22 protein-coding genes are annotated in these 25,737 nt (G+C 45.2%); 14 read left to right on the top strand and 8 right to left on the bottom strand.

What is annotated here, in order from left to right; genetic code table 11:
* Positions 1 to 10 precede the first annotated feature (10 nt).
* The 4 genes from C0979_RS05805 to C0979_RS05790 all read left to right on the top strand — a co-directional run bounded on the left by C0979_RS05805 (position 11) and on the right by C0979_RS05790 (position 5,751).
* Complete coding sequence (locus C0979_RS05805) at positions 11 to 901, top strand: sugar phosphate isomerase/epimerase family protein (RefSeq protein ID WP_101695112.1); 891 nt, start codon at positions 11 to 13, stop codon at positions 899 to 901.
* Between the two features lie 11 nt (positions 902 to 912).
* Positions 913 to 1,476, top strand: coding sequence for an SIS domain-containing protein (locus C0979_RS05800; RefSeq protein WP_101695111.1), 564 nt, complete (start codon positions 913 to 915; stop codon positions 1,474 to 1,476).
* Positions 1,477 to 1,502: 26 nt separating this feature from the next.
* Positions 1,503 to 3,251, top strand: coding sequence for a dihydroxyacetone kinase subunit DhaL (gene dhaL / locus C0979_RS05795; protein WP_101695110.1), 1,749 nt, complete (start codon positions 1,503 to 1,505; stop codon positions 3,249 to 3,251).
* A gap of 211 nt (positions 3,252 to 3,462) precedes the next feature.
* The gene (locus C0979_RS05790) at positions 3,463 to 5,751 is read left to right on the top strand and encodes a leucine-rich repeat domain-containing protein (RefSeq protein WP_101695109.1); all 2,289 of its coding nucleotides are present in this window, start codon (positions 3,463 to 3,465) and stop codon (positions 5,749 to 5,751) included.
* Positions 5,752 to 5,808: 57 nt separating this feature from the next.
* Here the strand turns inward: C0979_RS05790 and C0979_RS05785 are convergent, their stop codons facing one another.
* Positions 5,809 to 6,408, bottom strand: coding sequence for a TetR/AcrR family transcriptional regulator (locus tag C0979_RS05785; protein ID WP_101695108.1), 600 nt, complete (start codon positions 6,406 to 6,408; stop codon positions 5,809 to 5,811).
* A 215-nt stretch (positions 6,409 to 6,623) separates the two neighbouring features.
* On the opposite strand from C0979_RS05785, the gene C0979_RS05780 reads away from it, so the two are divergent.
* From C0979_RS05780 to C0979_RS05740, 9 genes are all read left to right on the top strand, one after another.
* The gene (locus C0979_RS05780; RefSeq protein ID WP_101695107.1) at positions 6,624 to 8,552 is read left to right on the top strand and encodes an NAD(P)/FAD-dependent oxidoreductase; all 1,929 of its coding nucleotides are present in this window, start codon (positions 6,624 to 6,626) and stop codon (positions 8,550 to 8,552) included.
* Between the two features lie 46 nt (positions 8,553 to 8,598).
* Positions 8,599 to 10,071: an MFS transporter gene (locus tag C0979_RS05775; protein WP_159459856.1), complete on the top strand. Its 1,473-nt coding sequence runs from the start codon at positions 8,599 to 8,601 to the stop codon at positions 10,069 to 10,071.
* 20 nt (positions 10,072 to 10,091) lie between these two features.
* Entirely contained in the window at positions 10,092 to 10,841 is a 750-nt protein-coding gene (locus C0979_RS05770) for an SDR family NAD(P)-dependent oxidoreductase (protein ID WP_101695105.1), read from the top strand.
* Positions 10,822 to 12,177, top strand: a complete 1,356-nt coding sequence (locus C0979_RS05765) for a GntP family permease (RefSeq protein WP_145995104.1) — start codon at positions 10,822 to 10,824, stop codon at positions 12,175 to 12,177. Before C0979_RS05770 ends, C0979_RS05765 begins: the two co-directional genes overlap by 20 nt.
* 118 nt (positions 12,178 to 12,295) lie before the next feature.
* Positions 12,296 to 12,655, top strand: coding sequence for an arsenate reductase family protein (locus C0979_RS05760; protein WP_101695103.1), 360 nt, complete (start codon positions 12,296 to 12,298; stop codon positions 12,653 to 12,655).
* Between the two features lie 283 nt (positions 12,656 to 12,938).
* Positions 12,939 to 13,958, top strand: coding sequence for a helix-turn-helix transcriptional regulator (locus C0979_RS05755; RefSeq protein WP_101695102.1), 1,020 nt, complete (start codon positions 12,939 to 12,941; stop codon positions 13,956 to 13,958).
* Positions 13,945 to 14,418 carry a MazG family protein gene (locus C0979_RS05750; protein ID WP_101695101.1) on the top strand — a complete coding sequence of 158 codons (474 nt, stop codon included), beginning with the start codon at positions 13,945 to 13,947 and terminating at the stop codon, positions 14,416 to 14,418. The genes C0979_RS05755 and C0979_RS05750 overlap by 14 nt, the downstream gene beginning before the upstream one ends.
* A 3-nt stretch (positions 14,419 to 14,421) precedes the next feature.
* Positions 14,422 to 15,033: a M48 family metallopeptidase gene (locus tag C0979_RS05745; RefSeq protein WP_242962653.1), complete on the top strand. Its 612-nt coding sequence runs from the start codon at positions 14,422 to 14,424 to the stop codon at positions 15,031 to 15,033.
* An 18-nt stretch (positions 15,034 to 15,051) separates the two neighbouring features.
* Entirely contained in the window at positions 15,052 to 15,963 is a 912-nt protein-coding gene (locus tag C0979_RS05740; RefSeq protein WP_101695100.1) for an NAD(P)-dependent oxidoreductase, read from the top strand.
* Positions 15,964 to 16,041: 78 nt separating this feature from the next.
* Here C0979_RS05740 and C0979_RS05735 read toward each other — a convergent pair whose 3' ends face one another.
* From C0979_RS05735 to C0979_RS05720, 4 genes are read right to left on the bottom strand one after another with little or no spacing between them, the layout of a single operon-like run.
* Positions 16,042 to 17,265, bottom strand: coding sequence for an NAD(P)/FAD-dependent oxidoreductase (locus tag C0979_RS05735; RefSeq protein WP_101695099.1), 1,224 nt, complete (start codon positions 17,263 to 17,265; stop codon positions 16,042 to 16,044).
* Positions 17,262 to 17,714, bottom strand: a complete 453-nt coding sequence (locus C0979_RS05730) for a 4Fe-4S dicluster domain-containing protein (RefSeq protein ID WP_173814988.1) — start codon at positions 17,712 to 17,714, stop codon at positions 17,262 to 17,264. The genes C0979_RS05735 and C0979_RS05730 overlap by 4 nt, the downstream gene beginning before the upstream one ends.
* Before the next feature lie 11 nt (positions 17,715 to 17,725).
* Positions 17,726 to 19,609 (bottom strand): anaerobic carbon-monoxide dehydrogenase catalytic subunit, encoded by a 1,884-nt coding sequence (gene cooS / locus C0979_RS05725; protein ID WP_101695098.1) that lies wholly within the window; start codon positions 19,607 to 19,609, stop codon positions 17,726 to 17,728.
* Positions 19,610 to 19,663: 54 nt separating this feature from the next.
* Positions 19,664 to 20,065 (bottom strand): RrF2 family transcriptional regulator, encoded by a 402-nt coding sequence (locus tag C0979_RS05720; RefSeq protein WP_101695097.1) that lies wholly within the window; start codon positions 20,063 to 20,065, stop codon positions 19,664 to 19,666.
* A gap of 293 nt (positions 20,066 to 20,358) precedes the next feature.
* On the opposite strand from C0979_RS05720, the gene C0979_RS05715 reads away from it, so the two are divergent.
* On the top strand, positions 20,359 to 21,780 hold the full coding sequence (locus C0979_RS05715) for an alanine/glycine:cation symporter family protein (protein ID WP_173814986.1): 1,422 nt from the start codon (positions 20,359 to 20,361) through the stop codon (positions 21,778 to 21,780).
* Between the two features lie 47 nt (positions 21,781 to 21,827).
* On the opposite strand, the gene C0979_RS05710 is transcribed toward C0979_RS05715, so the two are convergent.
* Genes C0979_RS05710 through C0979_RS05700 form a run of 3 tightly spaced genes read right to left on the bottom strand, consistent with a single transcriptional unit; the run spans position 21,828 to position 25,638 of the window.
* Positions 21,828 to 23,384 carry an ABC-F family ATP-binding cassette domain-containing protein gene (locus C0979_RS05710; RefSeq protein ID WP_101695095.1) on the bottom strand — a complete coding sequence of 519 codons (1,557 nt, stop codon included), beginning with the start codon at positions 23,382 to 23,384 and terminating at the stop codon, positions 21,828 to 21,830.
* On the bottom strand, positions 23,381 to 24,496 hold the full coding sequence (glgD, locus tag C0979_RS05705) for a glucose-1-phosphate adenylyltransferase subunit GlgD (protein ID WP_101695094.1): 1,116 nt from the start codon (positions 24,494 to 24,496) through the stop codon (positions 23,381 to 23,383). Before glgD ends, C0979_RS05710 begins: the two co-directional genes overlap by 4 nt.
* 2 nt (positions 24,497 to 24,498) lie before the next feature.
* A complete protein-coding gene (locus C0979_RS05700) occupies positions 24,499 to 25,638 on the bottom strand; it encodes a glucose-1-phosphate adenylyltransferase (RefSeq protein WP_101695093.1) in 1,140 nt (379 codons plus the stop codon).
* Between the last annotated feature and the right edge of the window lie 99 nt (positions 25,639 to 25,737).

Here is a 25,737-nt window from a genome sequence, read left to right as displayed (position 1 = left end):
AGGAATGAAAATGAACTTGGGATTGAATTTGTCATTTGCAGTAAAGCGCTGGCTGGATCCGGTACGTCTGGCAGACATGATAAAGAATGATTTCAACGTGGAGCATGTGCAGTTCACCTGGGATTTGATTGATCCCTGGTGGCCGACAGAGTTAAGAGACCAACTGGCAATTCAGTACAAGGAAGCATTTGAGAATGTAGGGGTCAAGATAGATGCAACTTTTGGCGGACTGGCTTCCTATACTTATGCTCATCTGCTAGCACCGTCTAAGGAGCAGCGTGAGTGTGCCTTTATGTTCTTTCAAAGAGCGATTGATTTGACGGTGAAAATGGGAGCGAAAGTGATGGGAACTCCGGTCGGAGGAATGTCTTATGAAGATGCAAAAGATCCGGTGAAGCGCAAGGAGCGGTATCAGGATATGCTTCAGTACATAAGAAAATTGGCATCATATGGACGTGAGAAGGGATTGGAGGAGATTCATATTGAAGCAACACCGCTGATTACAGAGTTTCCGCACAGCCCAGAGGTGTCTGTGAAGATGATGGAGGATTTAAAGGATACCGATATCCCGGTGAAGCTTTTGATTGACTGGGGGCATGCGCTTTATGAACCCCTTTTGAAGGAAGAGGCGGATATTGATTTGTGGTTCCAAAAATGTGCGCCGTATATTGGCTCCATTCATTTACAGCAGACGGATGGAAAATGGGATCGGCATTGGGATTTTACACACGAGGATGGAATTGTAACGCCCAAGAAGATCAAAGAGGCAACCAGCCTGGCGGGTCTTGATGATCGGATACAGTATTTGGAGGTTGTTACGATATTTGAAGACGATGATGATCGTGTCTATGAGAATATGAAAAAGACAATGGATTATCTGCATAGAGAACTGGGTTGCTAAAAGGAGAAGATATGGAGTATCAAGAAATTTATCGGAAAATACAGGAAGAACATCGTCAGGTATTTGAAAAGATGGATCAGGAAAATATGAGGGAATTTATGGATGAGATTAAAAAGCATCCTAGGATTTTCTTTATTGGAGTTGGTCGGGAAGGGATGGCAACCAAAGCATTTGCCATGCGCCTGATGCATATGGGAAAAGAGATTCACTGGATCTGGGATGATACGACTCCGGCTATTAAAGAGGGCGATCTGCTGGTCGCAACGCTTGGAGACGGCAGAATCGGACATATTGATTATGTATGCAGGCGAGCCAAAGAGGCGGGGGCAATGATTTATGTTGTTACCGGTTCGCCAAGTGGAGAGACGGCCAAGAATGTGGCAGACAAAGTCTTCTTTGTGCCGGCGTCTGTGTACCGCGGAACCGATGAGGTGGTTCCTTCTTTTCAGCCGATGGGAAATCTTTTTGAGCAGTGTCTGTTACTTATGTTTGATATCATCGTTATGCTGATTGTAGACGAGACACCAGGGCTTACATTTGAAGGAATGGCAGAGAACCATCGGAATATAGAATAGAGAATGCATTTAAGGAGGCGTTTTTTATGGGAACGAAAAAAATCTTAAATAAAGATGTATCAAATGTGGTGGAAGAAAGTCTTACAGGTTATTTGCTGGCCTATCAGAAATATTATAAAAAAATAGGAGAGTATAATGCATTTTTTTATAAAGGGCACAGAAAAGACAAAGTTGCGCTGGTGATCGGCGGCGGAAGCGGACATGAGCCTTTGTTTACCGGATATTGCGGAGCGGGACTGGCAGATGCGGTTGCATGTGGTAACGTGTGTGCATCTCCAAATCCAGAGTTAATTATGGAAGCTGCAAAAGCAGTTGATCAGGGAAAAGGTGTTTTGTTCGTATATGGAAACTATGCCGGGGACAATCTGAATTTTGATATGGCAGAGGAAATGTGCCAAAAAGAGGGAATTCAGACGGCGCATGTCAGAGAGTGGGATGATTTTGCATCAGCGCCAAAGGAAAGGATCACGGATAGAAGAGGAATCGCTGGTGATGTATATACGATTAAAATCGCTGGTGCGGCGTGTGATGCAGGACTTAGTTTAGAAGAGGTAGTGCGAATCACGGAGAAGGCGCGGGACAATACCAATACGATCGGCTTAGCAACGTCTCCGGGAACTTTACCTGGAAATGAAAAACCTACATTTGAAATTGCGGATGATGAAATGGAATTTGGTATGGGACTTCACGGGGAACCGGGAATTGAGCGTACCAAGATGATGCCGTGCAGCGAGATGGTAGACCGCATGTACCACGAGCTGAAGGCAGAAATGAATCTGAAAGAAGGGGATGAAATAGCAGTTTTAGTCAATGGACTTGGATCAACCCCACTTTTAGAATTAAATCTGGTCTATTATGAATTATATAAACGGATGCACAAAGATGGTTTGAAGGTCTATGATGCAGAGGTGAAAACCTATTGTACTTGTATGGAGATGGGTGGATTTTCCATTACTTTCTTAAAGTTGGATGAAGAGCTTAAGAGTTACTACGATGCACCATGTTATTCACCATATTATGCAAAGGGAGCAGCAGAGCAGGTGACCTGGGAAGCGCAGGAAGAAGAGGAAATCGAATTTGACGAGTCTGATATAGAAGCGGCTCCAATTATACGAAGTAAAGAAGGCGTTCTGGAAGAACTGAATGTAGAAGATGCAAGGAATATGCTTCTTTACATTGCGGATAAAATCATTGCAAACAAGCCATATTTGACAGAAATTGACAGTGCGATTGGAGACGGAGATCATGGCATTGGCATGGCAGGTGGAATGCAGAAGGCGAAGAGAAAGCTTCTGAAGTTGGAAGATCAGGAAAATGTATACCGTATTTTTGAAGAAGCGGGGCAGGCAATGTTGATGTCCATGGGCGGCGCGTCTGGAGTGATTTTTGGAAGTTTATACCTGGCAGGTGCCAAAGGTATGGAATCGAAAAATGTTCTGACAGCTTTTGATCTTGCAGAGATGGAGGAGAAGAGCTTGGCAGCCATTCAGGAGCGCGGAGGCGCCAAAGTTGGAGATAAAACGATGGTGGACGCTTTGGCACCGGCTGTAGAGGCGTTGAAGAAAAATGCAGATCTTGGACTGCTGGAGATGCTGAAACAAGCAGAAGAAGCGGCGAGGATCGGTATGGAAGATACCAAGAAATATGTAGCAAAATTCGGACGTGCGAAATCTCTTTTGGAAAGGGCAATTGGACATCAGGATGCAGGTGCAACCTCTGTATATCTGATTTTCCAGGGAATGAGAGAATTTGTGGAAGGCACATTGAAATACTAGAGAAAATAAAAGAACGGATATAGATAATTCTTACTGTACTTCAAGGCTGCTTGCAAAGTTTTTGGATATAGAAAAATTGCATAAATAGTACAACATATTCAAAAAAATCATACTTATTGTAGAAACAATAATCGGATGCTATACTACAATCGACAGCAAGGAGAAAAGGATTGCCATAAAGCAGGAACAAAAGAAAAGGAGGGCGCAGGGAATGCGAAAAAAAGCTGCAATTGTGATAGCAATGCTGATCTGTAGTATTTTTGTGGGAGGAATGAAAGTACAGGCAGCAGATGGGAGTGTGGAGGTAAATGTTCCAAACGAATATTTAAAGAAATTGATTAATGTTACATTAAAGAAGGAGGAGACAGCACCGATTACCCGGCAGGAAATGGAATCTTTGACAACATTGGATACAACGAATATTCCGACTGTTGACAGTGATACACAGATTCATACACATGGAATCTCAGATTTGACGGGCCTGGAGTACGCGGTGAATCTGGAAGAACTGCATCTGAAGGAGAATGAAATTACAGATTTATCTCCAATTGCAAATTTACAAAAACTGAAAAAATTGGATGTTCATAGAAACGAGTTGACGGACATCACACCGCTGAAAAGCTTGAAAAATTTGGAATATCTGGATATTTATAATAACAAGATTCGAGATATTTCACCGCTGACCAGTTTGAAAAAGCTGACATTCTTAGATATGCATTATGTGAACCGTCAGACTGCAAAAATTGATATTACACCGCTTGCCGAGTTGACGAATTTGAATTATCTAAGCCTTGAGAGCAATTTGATTCAGGACATCAGTTGTTTGAAGCCGCTTGTGGACAGTGGGAACTTAAGAACCATTCTGGTGCGTGTGAATGATATTACGGACTTTACCGTATTAAAGCCGCTCTTAAATGAATTGTACATTGACAATTTTGGATCCAGTGACGAACTGATGATAGGAACTGTAAATCAGAAGACTTCCGGAGATCCGAAGGAAGTGCGTGTACCAAAAGAAGGCGGATCCGTAGAGGTTCTGCTGCCGGAAATTAAAGGGTTTGAGGATGTGGATGCATTTTGGGCAGAAATGTTTGAGGCGCCGACAACCAAGACGGTGACATTTTTAGAAGAAGTTGAGGGCGCGTCTGTTACCTACGATGCAGAGAAAAATGTGGCGGTTATCGAGATGGATGAGAATATCGTAGGAAACAAGAAGGACATTCTTGCAAATTTGCAGATTGCATATGAGATGACGGATTTTACATATTATCTGCCAATTCATCTTACACAGGATGCGCAGTATAGCTTCACTTTAAATATTGCCGATCAGAATCGTGTGAATCTGCATATGGATACCAGAAACGATCTCTTTGTATCAGATGAGGCTATGGTAGGAACCGTTGTGGATGCAGATGGAAATCCGGTTCAATTAGAGCAGGTATCCGTTGAGTTTACCGGAACAGTAGGAATGGGAAGCAACAAATTCGATCAGGGAATCTTTGAGGCATATGAGTTAAAGACCGAAGGAAATACATTGTCATTTAAGATCGCAGGAAAGACCGGAACGGAAATACCGGAGGGTAATTATACCTTGCAACCGACGATTGCATTTAAGGTGGCAGGCGATGATACGGTATATCAGATTCCAGAGAAATTTAAGATTTACAACTTGTATGTATCACCAACAGATCCTTTGAATCTTGGAAATAATATTGTATTTGATCTGGCGCAGGAGCCAAATGCAGAAGGTAAGTATACGTCTAGAAAATATGAAGTGAAGCTTCCAAATGACCGGGAAATCAGTTGGATTACGGTAAACAACAGTAAAGGAACTCAGGTGTATACATCTACACGCGATCCGCAGTGGCAGGCAGGAGAAAAGAATGGATTTACATTAACGCTTGCACCGGAAGAAATGAACGATGTATTTTACGTAAGAATACAGCCTGCTTCTTTAAAGAGGGATTCTCAGATTGAAATTCTCAATATGGGTACGAGATTCGTGTATTCTAAAAAAGATGCACAGATTGAAGACGGTTTCCAGATGAATCTAAAGGATAGTATAGAAGCGGGAAGTGAATTAGAATTAGCAGTTTCTTATGGAGAGGAACCATGTGAAAATTATGCGGTTATCTCTTCTGATGAGAATGTGCTGCGGGCAGAAGGCAACAAGATAGAAGCAGTCGCAGAAGGTAAGGCTGTGCTGGAACTGACAGGACTTTCCTTCCCTTATGAGATAAAGGAAAATCTGTTCCGTGAAGTGGAATATGAAAATGCTGTTCAAAAGAATGTTACTGTGACACGCGCGACAGGCGGCGGAGAAGGCGGAACAAATTCATCTGTTCCAAAGCCGGAGGGATCAACTGGCAAACCATCTGGAAAGGGTGAGGTGACGAAAATCCCGAAGACAGGAGATGAGTCGTTCGTTGGTTTATGGAGCATACTGGCTGTGACAGCACTTGCAGGCGTTATGTGGGGATTTGGAAGAAAAAGGTTGTAGAAGTTAACTTAAAATCAGAAGGGAAACTCCTTGATAGAGTTTACCCTTCTGATTTTTTTATCCTTTGCCAGAATCAAGGCCGAGAATCGTGTCAAATACCGCGCGGTAGTTGTCCATTAAGTCTCCCTGGCTGTTGCCGGCTGCCCAGGTAAAGGAAACACTTCGGAATGCATGGTATAAGGCGTACGCAAGATTTTCGGCCGGAGAAGTGACAGGAATCTCGTGTTCAAACTGGGCGTTTCGGATTACTCGGATAACGGTTTGGTATAAGTACATTTCTTCAGGGAAAACGGCGGTTTCTTTTCCTTGAAGCGTCGTGGTGTAAAGACGGTTAATGATAGAAGGACCGAGTTCTTTGGCATTTTCGCTATAAGAGCCGAGAAGTTTCCAAAGAATATCTACATTGGAAGAGGGTTCGGCGAAGGAGTTCAGAAGCTCTTGGGAATGGATGCCGACGTACTCGTTTATATCGGATAGAATATCGTCTTTTGAGGAAAAGTGATAATAAAAGGTACGTTTTGTAACACCTGCCGCCTCACAAATTTGCACAATAGTAACATTTTCGAAGCCAAAACTAGTAAAAAGTTCCATTGCACACTTATGAATACGCTCTTTGGTAAGTTCTCCTTTTCTTTTCTTTTTTTGTGCTTTTTCCATAATTTCACCTCTATAATTTCGTGTAATATGCTGTTTTTGCAAAAGTATTGAATGTTTAAGATTGACAAAAGATTGACAAAAGACTAAAATCCAATTATGTTACCGAGGTAACATAATTTGGGCAAAGCATACGGAAAGTATACTTTGTTTCATTATATCATCTGAAAACCTAATATTCTATATGGTTTTGACAGTTTTGACGGAGGAATGTAGAAATGAACAAATTATTTGAGCCCATTCAGATTGGAAGCCTGACACTGAAAAACAGAATCGTTATGGCGCCCATGGGAACAACAACCGACGTCACGAATGCGTTTAACATGCGTGATGTGAAATACTATGGAGAGAGAGCAAAAGGAGGATGTGGACTGGTTTTGACTGGAGCTGTGGTGGCATCAACAGAGTTTGAGCCGGCGCCTTGTCAGAAATTGACGAATACGAAAGATGTCTACATGCTTCAGATGGTGGCGGAACGAGTGCACTTTTACGGGGCAAAGTTTGGAATCCAGCTTTCGCCGGGAATCGGGCGCATGAACTGGATAGATCCGCATACGCCACCCTACTCATCTAGTGAGATTCCGAATTATTATGTTCCGGAGATGAAGTGCCGAGCGCTTCCAACGGACGGTGTAAAGCGTCTGGTTAAGGCGATGGGAGAATCTGCAAAGCTTGCGAAGGATGCAGGGGTAGATATCATAGAGCTTCATGCGTACGGCGGATATCTGATTGATCAGTTTACTTCTGCCAAATGGAACCATCGTACCGATGAATATGGGGGGAGCTTTGAGAACCGTCAGCGGTTTTTAAAAGAAATTGTAGAGGAGGTTCGCCGTTCTTGTGGAAAAGATTATCCGATTGCTATCAAGATGACGATTGACAGTATGGATGATGAAAGACCGTTGGAGGAAGGAATCGCAATTGCAAAATATCTTGCTGACAGTGGGTTGGTAGATATGATTCATTTTGGACGCGGCTCTTATTCCTGTCGTTGGAGAATGGTAAGTTCTGTTTATCAGCCGGCAGGATTTGACCTGGAAGCGGCGCCTATGGTTAAGGAGATTGCAGGGAAGATACCAGTAATGGCACATGGCAAACTGAACCATTCGGATGTGGCAGAAGCTGCGGTTGCAGAAGGCAAGATTGATCTAGTTGCGATTGGACATGGATTGATTGCAGATCCGCACTGGGCGAATAAAGTAAAGAATGGGAATCTGGATGATATTAATCCATGTATTGGATGTGCAGAATGCCATTTCAATGCGATGAAAGGCCACTCAAGACCGTGCGCAGTGAATGTTCATGGAATGAGAGAAGGAGAATTTAAGTTGACACCGGCGAAGACGGATAAGAAGATCATGGTGATTGGAGCGGGACCGGGAGGATTAAAGGCGGCGGCAACGGCAGCAGAGAGAGGATATAGAGTTTCCCTGTACGAGAAGAATACTTATCTTGGAGGAGCGATGGCGGCAGCGGGAGCTCCGAGCTTTAAAACAGATGTCAGGGAGCAGGTGGAATATCTGAAGAGACAGATTGTGAAGTTCCAGGTAGACCTTCACCTGAACACGGCGGTTGATATCGAGGATGTCAAAAGAGAAAATCCGGATTATGTGGTTGTAGCGACGGGAGCCAGCCCCTTTATTATTCCGGTTCCGGGGCATGATAAACCGCATGTAAGTGCGGCGATTCCAGTTCTCATGAAGAAGAAGCAGGTCGGGCAGAGAGTTGTAGTTATCGGCGGAGGAGATGTAGGATGCGAACTTGCATGTGAACTTAAGCTTCAGGGAAAAGAGGTTACCATTATTGAGATGCTGGATGATATCTTGATGGCGGGAGAAAGCTTTGTGGCAAATCATCAGAATATCCGTTACCTGGTAGAACGTTCGGGTGTAGCATTACTGTGCGGCGCAAAGGTGAGCGAGATTTTAGACGACGGCGTCCTCGTTTCTAAGAATGGGGAGATCCAAAAGGTTAATTGTGACAGCGTGGTGTTCGCGACAGGATACAGAGCGAATTCGGATCTTTATATGGATATCTTAAAGGCGGGATTTGAATGTGTCCAAATTGGAGACAATGTAAAGCCAGGAAAGATTATCAATGCGATTCACCAGGGGTATCATTGTATTCGCGTCCTGGAAGAAGACTAAGAAATACAGAAGAATCATATACGAACAAAGAAAGATGAGGGAAATTATGTCAACACAAGCAAAGACCATGATCAATGACGAGGATGACGTACTCGTATATATTGATCCAGCAAAAAGAGCAATTGTAACCATCGCATTATTAATCGGATTTTTTGGAATTCATTTTTATATGCGTGCATTTTCTATGTGTACATCCTATATTATGGCAGACTGGGATGCAGGGCAGTACTATTCGGCGGGCAAAGCGCTTCAGACTGCAATTATGGTAGTGGCAACTTCTGTGTCCATGTTTTTGATTCCGAAACTTGGAATTCGTAAGATTATGGGAGGATCCTTGCTGATCGTAATCCTTTGTGACATCGGTACGTTATTTGCGCCAAACCTTGCGGCGTTCCTGATCTGTGTTATGGTTCAGGGAATTGGAAACGCAGGTATGGTTGCTAATATGATCGCAATGATGAATAAGATCTGGCAGCCGTCCAAACGTGCGATGTGGCTTTCGTCTATCGGAATTACACAGGGAATTGCAGCGATCGTGGTTCCTACTCTTGCAGGAGTTTTGATTGATAAGTGGGGATGGGAATCTGTATATTTCGTAATGATTGCAATTCAGGCAGTCGGCTTTATAAGTATGATGATTTTCACACCGAAAGATACGACCCAGCGGAATTACGTTGAAAAATCTTTTGATGTAAAGGGAACGATTCTTTTCGTTGTATGGGTGTGCTGTATCGTACTTGCATGTAACTTTGGTAACGCATGGGGATGGGCGAGTCCGGCGATTCTGACGCTTCTGGCGGTTGGATTCGTGAGCCTTGCAGTGTTTATTGTTGTTGAATATAGGTTGGGGTCCACTGCAATCTTTCCGATTAAACTATTTAAAGACAACCGTAACTGCACCATGATTTTCCTGCAGTCGTTTTTCTCTTGCGTGGTATGTATGGGACAGTTTGTGTTCGTAATTTACTATATGCAGGTAGTGATGGGACTGTCGGCGGCAATTTCTGCAATTCCGTTTACGATCTTTTCGGTTGGAACGCTGGTAATGCCTACCGTGTATGGATATATTTATAAAAAGACTGGAAAGTGTAAAGCACTTCTTGTTATTACGATGCTTTTGGTTTGCGCAAACTGCTTCATGTATGGATTGTTCCTTGCGCCGACAACAAGCCTTGGCATGATTTATTTTATCTCCGTTATCGGAGGTCTGGGACATGCATCCTGTGTGACGCTCTGTTACAACGCGGCGGAAGAATATCTTCCAGAGAGCCGTATGGCAGATGGAAATGCAGTGGCATACATTGCGATCTGTATTGCAGGAAGTGTTGGACTTGCAGTGATGCAGGCTGTTGCCAATGGCGTGACGGCAAGCAAGGTAGCGGCTGGTGTAGAGCAGGTAGCGGCAAGTGGAGCAGGATATGTAGCGGCGATGTTTGTAGCTGGTATCGCAGGCTTGATTGGTGTGGCAGCATCTGCATTACTTAGCCGTAAAATCAAGGAAAACGGATCGGTAGAATAGCAAAATGGAGGAAAGAGAACATGGCAGATAAGTATGGAATTGTAACGGGAGCTTCTCGCGGGCTTGGAGAGGCGATTGCCGAAGAGCTTGCAAGAGAAGGTTACAATGTAATCATTACATATAATGGAAACGCGGCGAAAGCCGAAGCGGTAAAAGCCCGCCTTGAGAAGGCGTTTGGAGTTCGAGTAGAAACATTTAAGCTGGCGGTGCAGAACGAAGAGGAGATAATTGTGTTCCGTAAATGGGCGGAAGAGCGGATGGGGAAAGACCTTCACGTCCTTGTCAATAACGCGGGAATCTATGCAAACGTTCCCAGTGATAAGATAGAATCAAAAGTATTTTGTGATATTATTGACGTTAACGTAAAAGGAACTTTCTTTATGAATCGTCATTTTGTGGACCTTATGATTGCAAATCATTTTGGGAAGATTATTAATCTTTGTTCGGCGGTTGGTCTGCGTGCGGCTCCTGGTTCTATTGCGTATGCAAGTTCTAAGTTTGCGGTTCGAGGAATGACGCAGGCGATGGCGCTTGATCTTGGCCAGTACAATATTCAGGTGAATGCAATTGCGCCGGGGGCACACAAAACAGATATGTACTGGGATGCGGTGAAGACAGATCCGGTTCTGATGGAGACTCGTACGAAATCCTGTCCGCTTCAGCGTGCAGGAGAAGTGACAGAGATGTGCCACCTTGTGCGATATTTCCTGGCTTCTGATTTTATTACTGGCCAGGTTGTGTCACCAAACGGTGGAACGACCATGGTTTAGAGTTATGGGCTACGTTAGTATTTTTCTTGGGCTTGCAGCGGTAATCTGCCTGATGATGCGCAGGTGGAGTCCTCTTATGGTTGGGATTGCCGCTGCCGCAGTTGTGATTTTTATGAATGGACTTCCCTATGGGGAAACCATGATGACAACTTTTTTCGACGGCTTTTGTACAAGCTTTCAGTCTCTGTTTCCACTGATTTTTTCGGGAAGTCTGCTGGCACAGGTGTACAATCGGTCTGGAGCTGTCAATGCTGTGGGAGATATGATTGCAAATGCTCTTTTTAAAGAGGACGCGGGCGCAACGAGAAAATATGTATCCTGCATTCTTGCGATGGCTTTGGCATCGGGAGCGCTCGCTTTTTGCGGTCTGAATGCGCTTGTCACATTGATGGCCATGTATCCGATTGCCCTGCGGCTGATGGAAAGAGCGAATGTTCCCAAACGGTTCGTAATGGGAATCTTATCCTGTGGAGTGTATACATTTGCGATGTCGGCGCCTGGATCTGCCGAGACGGTGAATATTCTGGCAATGCAGGCGCTCGGCACTTCTTCTTATGAAGGTATCGTAGGCGGAATTGCAGCATGTATCGTGGAAATCCTGGTTACGACGGTGCTAACGACAGTTATGATAAAGAAGGCGGTTGCCAGAGGGGAGCGTTTTGCATACGGACCGAGAGATGTCGTTGCGACAAGTGATGCGAAATGTCCAAACGCAATGGTTTCGTTGATTCCGCTTTTGGTGCTGGTTGTTCTGTTTAATCTTTTTAAAGTTAATATTTTTTCGGCAACAATGATTGCCTGGTTATTGTCTTTGGTGTTGTTCTGGAAATATCTGCCAGGCAGAGGAAGAAAAAAACGTGCGGAGATTTTAAAAATTATGCAGGCTGCTGGGGAACAGGCTTTTGGTCCGGTCAGTGCAGTTGGGTCCATCGTAGGATTTACTACGATTGTACAAAGCCTTCCAGAATTTCAGAATATGCTCGACGCGGTATTTCGCTTAGATCTTTCGCCTGCTGTTATTCTGATTGCTGCGGTTTGTATGATTGCTGCGCTGACCAGTTCGTCTACTGCGGCAATTCGGATTGCAGTTCCGATCGTTGCGGAAAGATGTACAGAGGCGGGACTTTCCTTGGCGTTCGTACACCGGGTGTCCTGTTTTGCGTGCTCAATTGTAGATACACTGCCTTATGGAACTGCCGTGATTATCAATCTTGGTATAGCGGATCTGGATATGAAGGGAGGTTATCCGCCGATGTTTGTGGCAACTACCCTTGCAACGGCGTGTGGAACACTGGTGTGTGCGCTGGTGATGTATTTCTTCCCATATCTTCCTTAAGCCTTTCTGGTTTTCAAAAAGCCAGTTAAAGATCTTTGAAGCGATATTGTCAAGGATCATAAGCTGTGCTAAAATACAGAAAAATAGACAATCAGTCATGGAAAAGGAGAAGAAAAGTATGAGCATATTATTTATAGAATATCCAAAGTGCACCACTTGCAAGAAGGCTAAGAAATGGCTGGATGATCACGGGATTGCTTATGAGGACCGCCATATCAAAGAGCAGAATCCGACGGCAGAAGAGTTGGCGGTCTGGTATCAAAAGAGCGGGATTCCAATTAAGAGATTTGTGAACACGAGTGGAATGCTGTATCGCGAAATGAATTTAAAGGACAAGCTTCCGACCATGACGGATGAAGAGATTCTAGAGCTTCTGGCAACGGATGGAATGCTGGTAAAAAGACCGCTCGCAATTGGGGATGACGTGGTATTGACGGGATTCAAAGAAGCAGAGTGGACTGAAAAATTAGAAAAATAGAAATAAAAGTGAAAAAAGCCGAAAAGAAAGCGTGGGCTGTCCTTCTTATAGGACAGCCCACGTTGCATAATAACAGTAACAAGAAGAACAGATGCAAGAGTTTTGGAAGGAGCGGTTATTATGCGTGGTTACCATACAGATAAAGGATACATGGGATATGTGGACGGAGAATATATGTTGTTTAGCTGTGAATCAGATTACTATGAATTTCTTGAAGATTAAGTGTCCCATAAGAGTCTCATCCATGCTATACTGGTACATATAAGTGGCAAGAGGAGGAAATATGGCGAAAGGAAAGAATCAGAAATTCAAATTGTACCGGCTGGCACAGATCATGCTGGAAAAGACGGATGAAGATCATTTTCTGACCATGGCAGAGATCAAGGAAGAATTGGCGCGTTATGAGATTACGGCAGAGAGAAAGAGTCTCTACAATGATTTGCGTGATCTGGAGGTTCTTGGAATCGAGGTGGCAGGAGAGCCTTGCGGAGGCGGATATCGTTATCATGTGGTGGAGCGTCCGTTTGAGATCCCGGAACTGAAGCTTTTGGTGGATGTGATTCAGTCTTCCAAGTTCATCACTGCCAGAAAGTCCAATCAGCTGATCGCAAAGCTGGAAAAACTGGCGAGCAAATATGAAGCATCTGCACTGCAGCGTCAGGTTTTCGTTGCGGGACGGATTAAGACCATGAACGAAACGATTTACTATAATGTAGATACTATTCATGGAGCAATTGCAAAGAATCGAAAGATCCACTTCCAGTATTATCAGTGGAATGTGAAGAAAGAGATGGAGCTTCGCCATGGCGGAGCATATTACCATATCAGTCCCTGGGGACTTTCCTGGGATGCGGAGAACTATTATCTGGTGGGATATGATTCTGATGCAGAGCAAATTAAGCATTACCGTGTAGATAAGATGCTGAAGATTACGCTGTCGGAAGAAGCGCGGGAAGGAAAAGAGTTTTTCCAAAAGCTTGACATGGCAGCTTATGCGAAGAAAAGTTTTGGGATGTATGGAGGAAAAGAAGAGGCGGTAAAGCTTTTGGTGAAAAATGATCTGGCGGGAGTGATTATTGACCGGTTCGGGAAAGATGTGATGATGGTTCCGGCAGACGAGGCACGTTTTACTGTGAAGGTGGACGTGCAGGTCAGCGGTCAGTTCCTGGGATGGATTTTCGCTTTGGGTGATGGTGTGGAGATTCTGGGACCGCCAAGCGTCCGGGCGCGCATGAATCAGGAGATCTTACGGCTGGCAGATCGATACAAGGGGGAGGAGATGGAAGAGAATGACAGAATTTGAAAGATTGCAGGAGATTATAGCTCAGCTTAGAGGAGAGAATGGCTGTCCCTGGGATCGGGAACAGACGCATGTAAGTTTGAAGCCGGCCTGCGTGGAAGAAGCGGCAGAGGTGGTTTGCGGGATTAATATTTTGGAGAAGACTGGGGATGCAGAGAATCTGAAGGAAGAGCTAGGAGATCTTTTGCTTCAGGTGGTGATGCATGCGCAGATTGCCGAGGAAGAAAATCTCTTTACCATGGATGACGTCATCCGCGGAATCTCTGAGAAGATGATCCGCCGTCATCCCCATGTATTTGGAACGACAGAAGTCCAGAATTCTCAGGAAGTATTGGTGAACTGGGAGTCTATTAAGAAGAGAGAAAAAAAGGGAAAAGAGTGGGCGAGGGCGTACCTTCCGGAGGCTTTTGATGAGGCGAAGGAATTGATTGATGTTGCAAAGCGGCGGAAAGGATATGTTTAAATAGTGGCAGGAAAACGAAGCATAAGAGCCCGCAAATCTTTGTTAAAGCCAGAGATTATCAGAAGCAGCCGGAAAACTTTGGGGTTGGAAGTGACACCAGAAGGAATGATCAGAATTCGGGCTCCATATGGAGTTTCAGAGGATGTGATCTTAAGGTTCTTTGAAAGCAAATCTGCATGGATTCAGAAGAGTCTTGCGAAAGTGCGGGCAAGACAAGAGCAGCTCAAAGAAGAGGAAGCGCAGTACGGGAAGTTAACGGAAGCGGAGCTTAAAGTATTGAAAATGCAGGCGGAGGAAGTGTTCCCTGCGCGAGCAGCCTTTTATGCTGGGAAAATGGGAATATCATACGGGCGAATTACCATTCGCAGACAGAAGACCAGGTGGGGGAGCTGTAGCCAAAGAGGGAACTTGAATTTTAATTGTCTGCTGATGATGGCTCCGCCGGGAGTCGTTGATTATGTGGTAGTACATGAACTTTGCCATCGAATTGAGATGAACCATTCGCCCCGATTTTGGAAATTGGTTGGGGAGGTATATCCGAATTATGATCGGTGGAAGCGCTGGCTGAAGGAAAATGGCGGGCGGCTGATGCGGATGGCAGAGGAAAAAATATAATAAAAGGAGCAAAATAGAATGAACAAGAAAAAAATCAAGAAGTTAGTAGCAATTCAACCAGTATCTTTTTTGGAGGAAAGTAAAGCGGTTTTAGATCAATACTGTGAGGAAACCATTTTTTATGATACGCAGCCGGAGAATGCGCAGGAGATCGTCTCCCGGATTGGTGATGCAGATGCTATTTTCGTAAGCTATACTCATGCAATCGGAGCAGATATTCTGTCCCAATGTCCAAATGTTAAATATATTGGGATGTGCTGCAGTTTGTATTCCGAGGCAAGTTCTAATGTGGATATCGCGTATGCGAGAGAGCACGGAATTACGGTGACCGGAATCCGGGATTATGGAGATGAAGGGGTAGCAGAGTACGTGCTGATGAATCTGATTAGACGACTTCACGGCGTAGATGGTTATCAGCCGCTTTTAGGAGAGATCTCAGAGGTATCAGGAGCAAAGGTTGGACTTCTGGGGCTGGGAGCCAGCGCGCAGGCAGTGGCCAGAGCGCTTAAGATGATGGGCGCAGATGTTCGTTATTACAGCCGAACCAGAAAACCAGAACTAGAAGAGGCGGAAGGATATCGCTATCAGGAGCTTCATGGACTCTTGGAGGAATGTGATGTGATCTGTAGCTGCCTGAGTAAAAATGTGACATTACTGTATGAAGAAGAGTTTGCGATTATGGGAGCAAATAAACTCTTATTCAATACGGCGCTTAGCCCGTGTTTTGATCAGAAAGCTTTGGAAAAATGGCTGGATCTGGAGAATACCTGGTATTTCTGCGATACTTTAATGGGATTGGGAGAAGAATCTCTGCTGGAGAGAAAGAATGTCTATTGTCAGAAACGTTCTTCAGGTATGACAAGGCAGGCGGTGGAACGCTTGAATTCTAAGGTGCTTGATAACCTGGATGGATACTGCAAAGAGGTATAGAGTTAATTGGGGACGGAGTAAAATGCAACTTTACTCCGTCCCAAATTACATTTACAGAAAGACTTTGAAAATTCTGAACTATACCTGATACTGATATCCGCCATTATCTTTGACACCGTAGAAATCGGCAAAAGATAGGTGAAAGATATCCGTTTCCCGTCCGGAAAGGTCAATCTGATTTTTGATCAGATATTGATAGATTCCGGAATAGTCAATTTTTCCCTGCAGAAGAATGCTGTCTAATTTGCCGTTCCTAAGAATTGCGCGGCGATAGTTGTGAGCATCCTCTTCTTCCAGTACAAGATCTCCTTCTTCGGCGACTCCGCGACCCAAAGAGAGTGTTACCAGACCGTAGAAATTCATGGTGTTCTTCATGGCATATCGGTCCTCGTACACGGTATGGATTCCACACATGTTAAGTGCGGCGGTCTGACCTTGTTTCATAGCGTTTGGCCAGATTCCGGATAGTCCGGCAACATCACCTGCTGCATAGATATTCGGGCAGCTGGTCTCCATGGTATCTGATACCTTGATAAAGCGATCGATGTCGATCGGAGTATCCTGAGCGCATTCCAGTGCGGGACGAACCCCGGCGGCAACGATGACCAGATCGCAGTCGATACGGGTTCCATCGTCCAGAGAGACAAAGTCGATCGCCCCCTGATCGTTCATGTGAGTTTCAGAAGCTTTTTTTCCAAGAAGGAAACGGCAGCCGTGCGCTTCAAATAAATCTTTGTATGCCTGCCCGGCCGTTTCATTTAACTGGATCGGCAGGATTCTGTCTGCCATCTCTACGACGGTTACGTCCTTGCCCTGTTCCAGAAATGCATAGGCTGCATCCATACCCACAAGTCCAGAGCCGACGATTAGAATTTTGTCAGCCTGGTCAGACAATGGGCGGATTGCCTGAGCATCGGACAGATTACGAAGGCCAAAGACGTTGTTTGCTTCGCGGAACTGTCCCACCGGCGGAATGAAGCTATTGGCGCCGGTTGCAATCAGAAGCTGGTCAAAGGGCTGTGAACTTCCATTTTCCAGACATACAAGCTTCTGTTCCACATCAATGGTACGAACAGGAGCGCCTTTGATCCATGTAATGCGATTGGTTTCAAAAAAGTCCGGCTCTACAAAGGAGAGGGTATCCTCATTCCTTTCATGGCTTAGATAGCGGTGGAGCATACAGCGGGAGTGCACGTGCGTGTCTGTGGAAATCATGGTAATGGAACAGCTTGGATCCTTTTCGCGGAGCGTTTTGGCGGCTGTGATTCCGGCAGCGCCAACTCCGATAATTACATGTTTCATAAAGACACCTCCTCTACATAGATTGCCTTTTTCGGACAGGATTTTACGCAGTTAGGCTCTGCGTTATCCAGCAGGCAGAAATCGCATTTGATGACCTTGGTGTGAGTGGCGGTGTCGGCTTTTAAGACTCCGTACGGGCAGTTCATAACACACATGAAGCAGGAGCCACACTTTTTCTCGTCGTAGGAGACGATTCCGGTCTGCGGATCTTTGGTAAGCGCTCCGCTCATGCAGGACATAACGCATTCTGGGAGATCACAGTGGCGGCAGAAGATAGGACGGTAAGATCCGTCCGGCATCTTCTCGATGTGATTTCTGGATTCGTTTCGGATATCGGTCAGATCCAGATCATATATGGTTCCGGGAGTTTCCCGGTGTGCCTGCATACAGGCGACGGTGCAGTTTTTGCAGCCGTCACATTTGGAGGCATCAATCATAATTCGTCTCATAGCGCTCCCTCCTATATGTGTAAGCCTTGCCGTTTTTCCAGAATGATCTGTTCCAGAATGTTGGCAGATTCTTTGGCGTTGTCGTTAATAATGACCTGACCTCCGGTTAATTCTTTCATATCTTCTGTCAGTACCTGAACAGCCGTCTTGCTGCCAGTTACAAATGGCGGAAGTCCAAGATGCAGTGGAAGTCCAAGCGCAAGTCCGAAGCATCCGTCGGCGAGAGCCTGCTCTTCCAGCCACTGTGCGGCAGAGAGAACCAACGGAAGTTTCGGAAGGTCTACGCCAAGTTCAGAAGCAATCTCTGTGGCAACGATTTCCAGACGGCCAATAGCCAGGCAAGGACCAAAGTTTAATACCGGTGGAATGCCAAGTTTCTTACAGACTGCACGCAGTTTAGGTCCGGCAAGTTCTGCAGCTTCCGGTGTCATAAGACCACAGTTTTCGATTCCACCAGAGGAACATCCGGCAGTCAGAACCAGAATATCGCGGGCGATGAGTTCTTTGGTAAGGTCTACGCTTAAGACGTCATGCCCTCCGGCCGTTAAATTGGAGCATCCAACGACTCCGGCGATTCCTTTGATTTCTCCGGCAGCAAGAAGTTCAATAAGCGGAGTCCATTTTCCGCCCAGGAAGTCTTTAAGAGAACCTTCGCTGACGCCGGTTAGGGTGTGATCGTTTCCGTGGTCTTCCATCAGGTGAAGCGGTACTGTACCTCTTCGTTCCTTGTAAGATTCGATGATTTTGTCGATAATGATATCGCTTTGTTCTTCGCGATGTGCGAAATCAAACTGCATCAGTTCTGCATTTGCCTTTTTGGCAACATCGTCCAGGCAGATCTGTTTGATCTTTAATTCATCGCAGATTGGTTCAATTCCCGGAAGTGTACAGTTGAACTCTGACAGGACAGCGTCAATGGCGCCGGTTGCGAGAATTGCTTCACTGGTGTAGTTATTTCCGGCGTGTCCATCGAATACCTCCGTGTAGTGCGCACCGCGAAGTTGCAAATCCTGGCCGACACAGGTACAGCCTACCAGTTTGAAGCCTCTGGCGCCGGCGGCCTGTGCCTTTTTCTTCGCTTCTTCGGAAATCAGACGTTCCTGAAGATCTACAAAGATGGTGTGCTGGTGTCCGGTGATCATAATATTGATATAGTCCGGGTCAATCACGCGAAGTCCTACAGGAGCCATGCGAAGTTCTGGCTGTCCAAGGAGGACGTCGTTTAACAGGTTGGTCAGGGTAAGCCCATAGACACCTGTGGAGATTCCAAGCTTCAGGCAGTCAGTCAGCATATCGACTGGATCGGAATTTAAGTTGGTGGAACATTTTACGACTCCTTTGAACACTTCTGCTTTGGCGCCGCCCGGCATAATACCAAGTTCTTTCCAGCGTGCTACGCGGGGAGCATAAGCAATCTTTTCGATCAATTCCGCAGAGACATACTCTGGTTTGTAGAGGTCGGCCAGAACAGCGTCAGCCACTTTTTCAGCCTTTTTATAGTTGTCTTCTTCCTCGATTCCAAAAATGTCTGCCAGATGGTTTAAGGAAGCAATTCCTTTTAATTCTCCCTTTGCCTGTGCAGTCTTCTTAAGATTCAGCGCTGTATTCTCTACGATATGTATATAACAGCCGCTCCCGGAAGCAACCGCTCTTAGAAAATTACGGGCAACGATCGTATCTGCGCTTGCGCCGCAGATACCTCTTGGAGCTTCTGGGGTAATCCGGCATGGGCCGTTGGAGCAGAGACGGCAACAGACACCCTGTAAGCCGAATCCACATTTGGTACTTTGTCCTTCGACGCGGTGGTGGGAAGTTTCCATTGGAAGGGAACGAATAAATCCTTCCAGCGGCTGATCTGCACTTTTGCAGGTGTTGCATCCATAGCATTGGTTCATTTGTGAATCCTCCTTTTAAAACTTGACTAAAATAGTAAAGATTTAGATAAAAAATTATTTACAGAATAATTCAGATAAAAATTTCGCCTTCATTTCCTGTAAAAGTAACGACTGCAGCCGGCAGAATTCATGGTGTACGATGCAGGGAGCATCTTCCGTGTTCTTGGGGCAGCAGTGCCCGGCTTTCATACACTCCATCAGCAAAATGTCGGGGTCAATGGCCGTACAGACATCATATAGGGAAATGTCTGAGAGCGGGCGCTTTAGACAGTAGCCGCCGTTCGTGCCCCGGTGGCTTTCGACCAGTCCGGCTTTTTCCAGCTTTCTGGTAACTTTATATGCGATGGCAGAAGACAGATATTCCATTTCGCAGATTTTGGAAACGCTTACAAGTTCCCCGGATGAAAGTGCTCGCATTACACGAACACCATAATCACATTCTCTTGTAAATAACATATCGGACCTCCTTGCTTGTATAGATTCAATATATAATACTGTACTTATATAGTCAAGTATGCGTGCGGAATATGAAAAAAACCGGGATTATGACGAAAATAGGAGCTGAATCGTTATCTTTTTAACGAAAAATACAATGAAAATATGTGCAAATGTGACAATGAAAATATGTGCAAATGTGACAAGGAAGGTGAAATAAGGTTGCAACAACAGCGATTCTATAGTATGATGATTCAAAGCGTTAAAGTGCTAAGATGTAAAAATAAAAGAATCTACGAAAGGAAATGGGAAACATGGTTGCAGTCATTGAGGCGATATATCGATTTTTATGGGGGGATTTGATTACGATACCGCTCCCTGGCGGGAATAGCTTGGGATTATCTTTGCTAGTGATCCTTTTGATTCCGACCGGAATCTACTTTACTGTTCGGACGAGGGTGCTGCCGATCCGAATGTTCCCGGACATGGTAAGGGCGCTGCGGGCGAAGAAGGAACAGAAAGAACCGAAAGGAAACAAAGGACAAAAGAGCAGTCTTTCTACTTTGCAGACGCTGGTTGTGTCTACGGCGACGAGAGTGGGAATGGGCAATCTGGTTGGTGTAGTAGCGGCGGTTTCAGCAGGTGGAGCAGGAGCTGTATTCTGGATGTGGGTAACGGCGCTTATCGGTTCGTCTACCGCGTTTATCGAAGCGACACTGGCACAGCTTCACAAGGAAAAGGATCCGCTTTACGGCGGTTACCGGGGAGGCCCGGCGTATTATATTCACCACTTTTTTGAAAAAAGGAGCGGGCAGAAGAAAAAGAAGGTTCTTTTGGCAGTGTTATTTGCGATTTCCGGACTTATCTGCTGGTGTGGAATCAGTCAGGTTATCAGCAATTCCGTAGCATCTTCTTTTGAAAATGCATTCCACATCCCACCGATTTATACAACAATTGTGCTGGTGATTGGTGCGGCAGTTATCGTACTTCGTAAAAATGCGACGGTAAAAGTGCTGGACGTGATGGTTCCGATTATGGCGGTCTGCTATTTTGTGATTACGATTTTTATTATTGTTAAGAATCTGGGAAATATGCCGGAGGTGTTTGGAAGAATTTTCCGGGAGGCATTTGGAATTCGCCAGGTTGTAGGCGGAGGATTCGGTGCAGTTGTTATGAATGGAGTGAAACGAGGACTTTTCTCTAATGAGGCGGGATCCGGTTCAGCTCCTTGTGCGGCAGCAGCGGCAGAGTGCGAAGCTCCGGTGCAGGCGGGACTTGCTCAGGCGTTAGGCGTATTTATTGACACCATCGTAATCTGCAGCTGCACGGCGATGATTATGCTCCTGGTTCCGGAGAATCTGATTGCCGGAAAAGAAGGAATGGATCTTCTGCAGACGGCAATGGGATATCATTTAGGAAAATTTGGAATTATTTTCATTGCGGCGACATTGTTTATGTTTAGTTTTTCGACATTTCTTGGAATTCTGTTCTATGCAAGAAGTAACGTATCCTATTTGTTTGGGGATAAGTGGGCATGGCAGACAGCATACAAGGTGCTGGCGCTTGTGATGTTATTCGTTGGAGGAATTGCGACTTACACATTTGTGTGGGATCTCGGTGATGTGGGAATCGGACTGATGACGGTATTTAATATTGGAATCTTATACCTGATGGGCGGAGAGGCGCTTAAGGAGCTTGCGGGATATGAGGCTTCCAAGAAGAAAGAAAAGAGATAGAATGAAAATTTAAGAGACGAATAAAAAAATGGGCCGCCAAGATCGTGTTACACGATCTTGGTGGTCCATTTTGAGCAGTCCCAAACTTCATTGACCACATCTTGGTAAAATTCCGGTTCGTGGCAGATGAGAAGCAGGGTTCCGCGATATTCTAACAAAGCAGTTTTTAAAGCCTCCTTTGCGTCTACATCCAAGTGGTTGGTAGGCTCGTCCAAAAGAAGAACATTGGTATCACGGTTAATGAGTTTGCATAATCGTACTTTTGCCTGCTCGCCCCCGGAGAGAACCCGCACCTGACTTTCGATATGCTTCGTAGTGAGTCCGCATTTGGCAAGAGCGGAGCGAACTTCGTACTGGGTAAAGGATGGAAATTCCTGCCAGATTTCTTCGATGCAGGTGGTTTTATTCTGATAATCGCCCTCCTGCTCAAAGTATCCGGCTAAAACGTTTTCCCCCAGCTCACAGGATCCGGAAATGGCGGGTACCAGACCGAGAAGACTCCGAATCAGTGTGGTTTTTCCGATTCCGTTGGCTCCGGTCAGTGCGATTTTCTGTCCGCGCTCTACCGATAGGTTCAGTGGCTTGGACAAGGGGACGTCATAACCGATTACAAAGTCCTTTGTTTCAAAGATATATTTGCCCGGTGTGCGCCCAAGACGGAAGTGGAATTCTGGCTTGGGACGCTCTGCGGCAAGTTCGATCACATCCATCTTGTCCAGTTTCTTTTGTCTGGACATGGCCATGTTACGGGTAGATACCCGTGCTTTATTTCTTGCGACAAAGTCTTTTAGTTGACTGATTTCCTGCTGTTGTTTCTTGTAGGCAGCTTCCAGCTGCGCTTTCTTTACTTCGTACACCTTCTGAAAGTCGTCATAATTTCCCACATAACGGTTCAATTCCTGATTTTCCATATGGTAAATGATGTTGATAACGTCATTTAAAAATGGGATATCGTGTGAAATCAGGACGAAGGCGTTCTCGTATTCCGTTAAATAACGTTTCAGCCAGTTAATATGTTCTTCATCTAAATAGTTGGTAGGCTCGTCAAGGAGAAGAATATCCGGTTTTTCCAGCAGCAGTTTGCCAAGCAGGATCCGGGTTCTTTGTCCTCCGCTTAGGTCGGTGACGTCCGTGTCGAGTCCAATATCAAGAAGTCCTAAGGCTCTTGCTACTTCTTCGACTTTCGCGTCGATTACGTAAAAGTCGTGCATTGTCAAGGTGTCCTGGATGACGCCTAATTCCTCCATCAGAGTATTCATGGTTTCTTCGTCGGCAGTTCCCAGTTCCTCGCAGATTTGGTTCATTTTCTCTTCCAGTTCAAAGAGGTAGGAGAAGGCGGATTTCAACACGTCCCGGATGGTCTTTCCTTTTTCTAAGACGGTGTGCTGATCCAGATATCCGATGCGGATGTTTTTGGCCCATTCAATTTTTCCGGCATCGGGAGTCAGCGCTCCGGTAATAATGCTGAAGAAGGTGGATTTTCCTTCGCCATTGGCGCCTACCAGTCCGATGTGTTCTCCTTTTAGCATTCGGAAAGATACATCCTGGAAGATAGCCCGGTCGCCAAATCCGTGGGAGAGGTGCTCAACTGTCAGGATACTCATATGCGGTCGCCTCTGCGAACATAGCCTGGATGATTTTCGTCGGCAATCAGTTCTTTTGCATGAACGATTTGGGCGCGTTTGTCAATCACTTGATTTTCAATCCATACGTCTTCATCGATGGTGCATCCGGGAAGGATTACGCTATTTTTGATTACGGCACCTTTTTTAATAATGCATCCGCGTCCGATGATGGAGTTTTCGATAGAACCTTCAATTAGACAGCCGTCTGAGATAACGGAGGTGTGAACGTTGGAGGTTTCAAAATATTGTGTAGGACAGGAATCATTGGTTTTGGTATAAATTGGCCAATTCAAATCAAACAAAGTTCGTGCGGTTTGATAGTTGTTCAGTGCAATGTTTGCATGGTAATAGCTCTTAAAGTCTGTGATGGAAGCAAAAAAACCACTGTGAGCCATTCCGCGGATATCGAGTTCGGCACATTTTTGGTTTACGATGTCAGCCAGTGTAAACACGGAAGAAATCTTCTTTGCTTCATGTACCAATTCGATGAAAAGATCTTTCTTCATGACATAGGTGTCCATGAAAATGTTGCGGTTTTCTACATTTCCACGATTAGGTTCTAGTGATAACACACCATTCTGACGGTTTAGGTTCAGAATGCTGCAGTTGGAGAAAAACTCTTTGGCATTATCCACAGAATGATATAACAAAGTAATGTCGGCACCGGATTTAATATGGTTTTTTAAAAGATTCTGGTAGTTCATAGAATAAACCATGTAGCTTGGTGCAATGACAACGTATGGATAATGTACGTCTTCGATACACTCCATGTTTTCCAGATAGGCGGCAATGTCATTGTTGTAGATGTCATTTTCTACGCCGTTTTCCGAAAACAGCATGTGGAGTTTTCCTTTTTTAGAATTAATATTATAGTGACGTCCGGTTCCTAAGTGCTCTACGAGCGAGCGCGGTTTGCGGCGGATATATACCTGAATATGGTCGATGCCACTGTTGCTCATGTTGGAAATAGGGAAGTCGATTAATCGATATCTTCCAAGGAAGGAAAAGGCTCCGATTGGGCGGTATGCCTGCATTCCTTCTACGCGGATATGATTTCCGGCAAAATTAACGATTCCAAATGCTTTGGCCATATTTATTCAACCCCCTTTATATCTTTGGATACAAGTTCAATATGTTCACTGTCGGCGCTTCCCACAACGGCGCCTTTTCCGATCTTGGTATTGGCAGCTACCAATGCACGGGTTACGGTAGCGCCTTCTGCGATTTTTACACCCGGCATCAGAACGCTGTCAATGACTTTGGCCGTCTCGCTGACTCTGGCTCCGGTAAAAAGTACAGAATTGTGTACGGTTCCGTCAATGATGCAGCCCTGGGTAATAAATGCCCGTTTGATATCGGCGGTTTCACCGATGTACTGAGGTGGAATGGACACATCCTCGGTGTAGATTTTCCAGGTATGGTCGTTTAAATCAAGTTCGTTGTTCTTATCTAAAAGATCCATATTGGCTTCCCACAGAGAATCAATGGTTCCTACATCTTTCCAATATCCCTTGAAATGGTAAGCAAACAGGGTTTTGCCATCGGCAAGAAGCTGTGGAATAATATCTTTTCCGAAATCATGGCTGGAATCCGGATTCTTCATGTCTGCAGTCAGCATCCGGCGCAGAAGCTTCCAATTGAAAATATAGATTCCCATAGAAGCAAGATTGCTCTTAGGATGTTCTGGTTTTTCTTCAAATTCTACGATGCGGCCGGTTTCGTCCGTGTTCATAATTCCGAAGCGGCTAGCTTCTTTTATTGGTACCTGAATAACGGCGATAGTAGCATCTGCCTGGTGCTCCTTGTGAGCGTCCAGCATCTTGTCGTAGTCCATTTTATAAATGTGATCACCAGAGAGAATGAGTACGTATTCTGGTGCATAAGAGTCGATAAAATCAATGTTCTGTGAGATGGCGTCTGCAGTTCCTCTGTAGACGTCGAGATTACTGTCTGCTTTCTCGCGTGGCGGAAGAACATAGACCCCACTGTTCTTGGCGTCTAGACCCCAGCGTCTTCCGGCTGCAACGTAGCTGTTGAGCAGAATGGACTCGTATTGTGTCAGTACACCGACGATGTCGATGCCGCTGTTAGCGCAGTTACTTAACGGGAAATCTACAATCCGGTATTTGCCGCCGTAGGACACCGCTGGTTTGGCTACCTTATTTGTTAATTCGTGGAGACGGCTTCCGCGGCCGCCGGCCAGAATCATTGCTAACATATTGCTGTGTTTCATAGCTAATTCCTCTCTTTCCTTTCGTGCTTCGATGTATGATTCTATTATAAGATTTTTTGGGGAAATATTCAATTGATTAAATAAAGGAAATATGATAGA

It is taken from the genome of Dorea phocaeensis (assembly GCF_900240315.1).
Taxonomy (GTDB): domain Bacteria; phylum Bacillota; class Clostridia; order Lachnospirales; family Lachnospiraceae; genus Dorea_B; species Dorea_B phocaeensis.
Note: the sequence above shows the minus strand (reverse complement) of the source record. Positions and strands in the feature narration are given on the sequence as shown.

What these genes read in the sequence shown, in the direction of transcription:
- C0979_RS05805 (WP_101695112.1), top strand. Translation starts at nt 11, where the DNA reads ATGAACTTGGGATTGAATTTGTCATTTGCAGTAAAGCGCTGGCTGGAT.
- C0979_RS05800 (WP_101695111.1), top strand. Translation starts at nt 913, where the DNA reads ATGGAGTATCAAGAAATTTATCGGAAAATACAGGAAGAACATCGTCAG.
- dhaL (WP_101695110.1), top strand. Translation starts at nt 1,503, where the DNA reads ATGGGAACGAAAAAAATCTTAAATAAAGATGTATCAAATGTGGTGGAA.
- C0979_RS05790 (WP_101695109.1), top strand. Translation starts at nt 3,463, where the DNA reads ATGCGAAAAAAAGCTGCAATTGTGATAGCAATGCTGATCTGTAGTATT.
- C0979_RS05785 (WP_101695108.1), bottom strand. Translation starts at nt 6,408, where the DNA reads ATGGAAAAAGCACAAAAAAAGAAAAGAAAAGGAGAACTTACCAAAGAG.
- C0979_RS05780 (WP_101695107.1), top strand. Translation starts at nt 6,624, where the DNA reads ATGAACAAATTATTTGAGCCCATTCAGATTGGAAGCCTGACACTGAAA.
- C0979_RS05775 (WP_159459856.1), top strand. Translation starts at nt 8,599, where the DNA reads ATGTCAACACAAGCAAAGACCATGATCAATGACGAGGATGACGTACTC.
- C0979_RS05770 (WP_101695105.1), top strand. Translation starts at nt 10,092, where the DNA reads ATGGCAGATAAGTATGGAATTGTAACGGGAGCTTCTCGCGGGCTTGGA.
- C0979_RS05760 (WP_101695103.1), top strand. Translation starts at nt 12,296, where the DNA reads ATGAGCATATTATTTATAGAATATCCAAAGTGCACCACTTGCAAGAAG.
- C0979_RS05755 (WP_101695102.1), top strand. Translation starts at nt 12,939, where the DNA reads ATGGCGAAAGGAAAGAATCAGAAATTCAAATTGTACCGGCTGGCACAG.
- C0979_RS05750 (WP_101695101.1), top strand. Translation starts at nt 13,945, where the DNA reads ATGACAGAATTTGAAAGATTGCAGGAGATTATAGCTCAGCTTAGAGGA.
- C0979_RS05740 (WP_101695100.1), top strand. Translation starts at nt 15,052, where the DNA reads ATGAACAAGAAAAAAATCAAGAAGTTAGTAGCAATTCAACCAGTATCT.
- C0979_RS05735 (WP_101695099.1), bottom strand. Translation starts at nt 17,265, where the DNA reads ATGAAACATGTAATTATCGGAGTTGGCGCTGCCGGAATCACAGCCGCC.
- C0979_RS05730 (WP_173814988.1), bottom strand. Translation starts at nt 17,714, where the DNA reads ATGAGACGAATTATGATTGATGCCTCCAAATGTGACGGCTGCAAAAAC.
- cooS (WP_101695098.1), bottom strand. Translation starts at nt 19,609, where the DNA reads ATGAACCAATGCTATGGATGCAACACCTGCAAAAGTGCAGATCAGCCG.
- C0979_RS05720 (WP_101695097.1), bottom strand. Translation starts at nt 20,065, where the DNA reads ATGTTATTTACAAGAGAATGTGATTATGGTGTTCGTGTAATGCGAGCA.
- C0979_RS05715 (WP_173814986.1), top strand. Translation starts at nt 20,359, where the DNA reads ATGGTTGCAGTCATTGAGGCGATATATCGATTTTTATGGGGGGATTTG.
- C0979_RS05710 (WP_101695095.1), bottom strand. Translation starts at nt 23,384, where the DNA reads ATGAGTATCCTGACAGTTGAGCACCTCTCCCACGGATTTGGCGACCGG.
- glgD (WP_101695094.1), bottom strand. Translation starts at nt 24,496, where the DNA reads ATGGCCAAAGCATTTGGAATCGTTAATTTTGCCGGAAATCATATCCGC.
- C0979_RS05700 (WP_101695093.1), bottom strand. Translation starts at nt 25,638, where the DNA reads ATGAAACACAGCAATATGTTAGCAATGATTCTGGCCGGCGGCCGCGGA.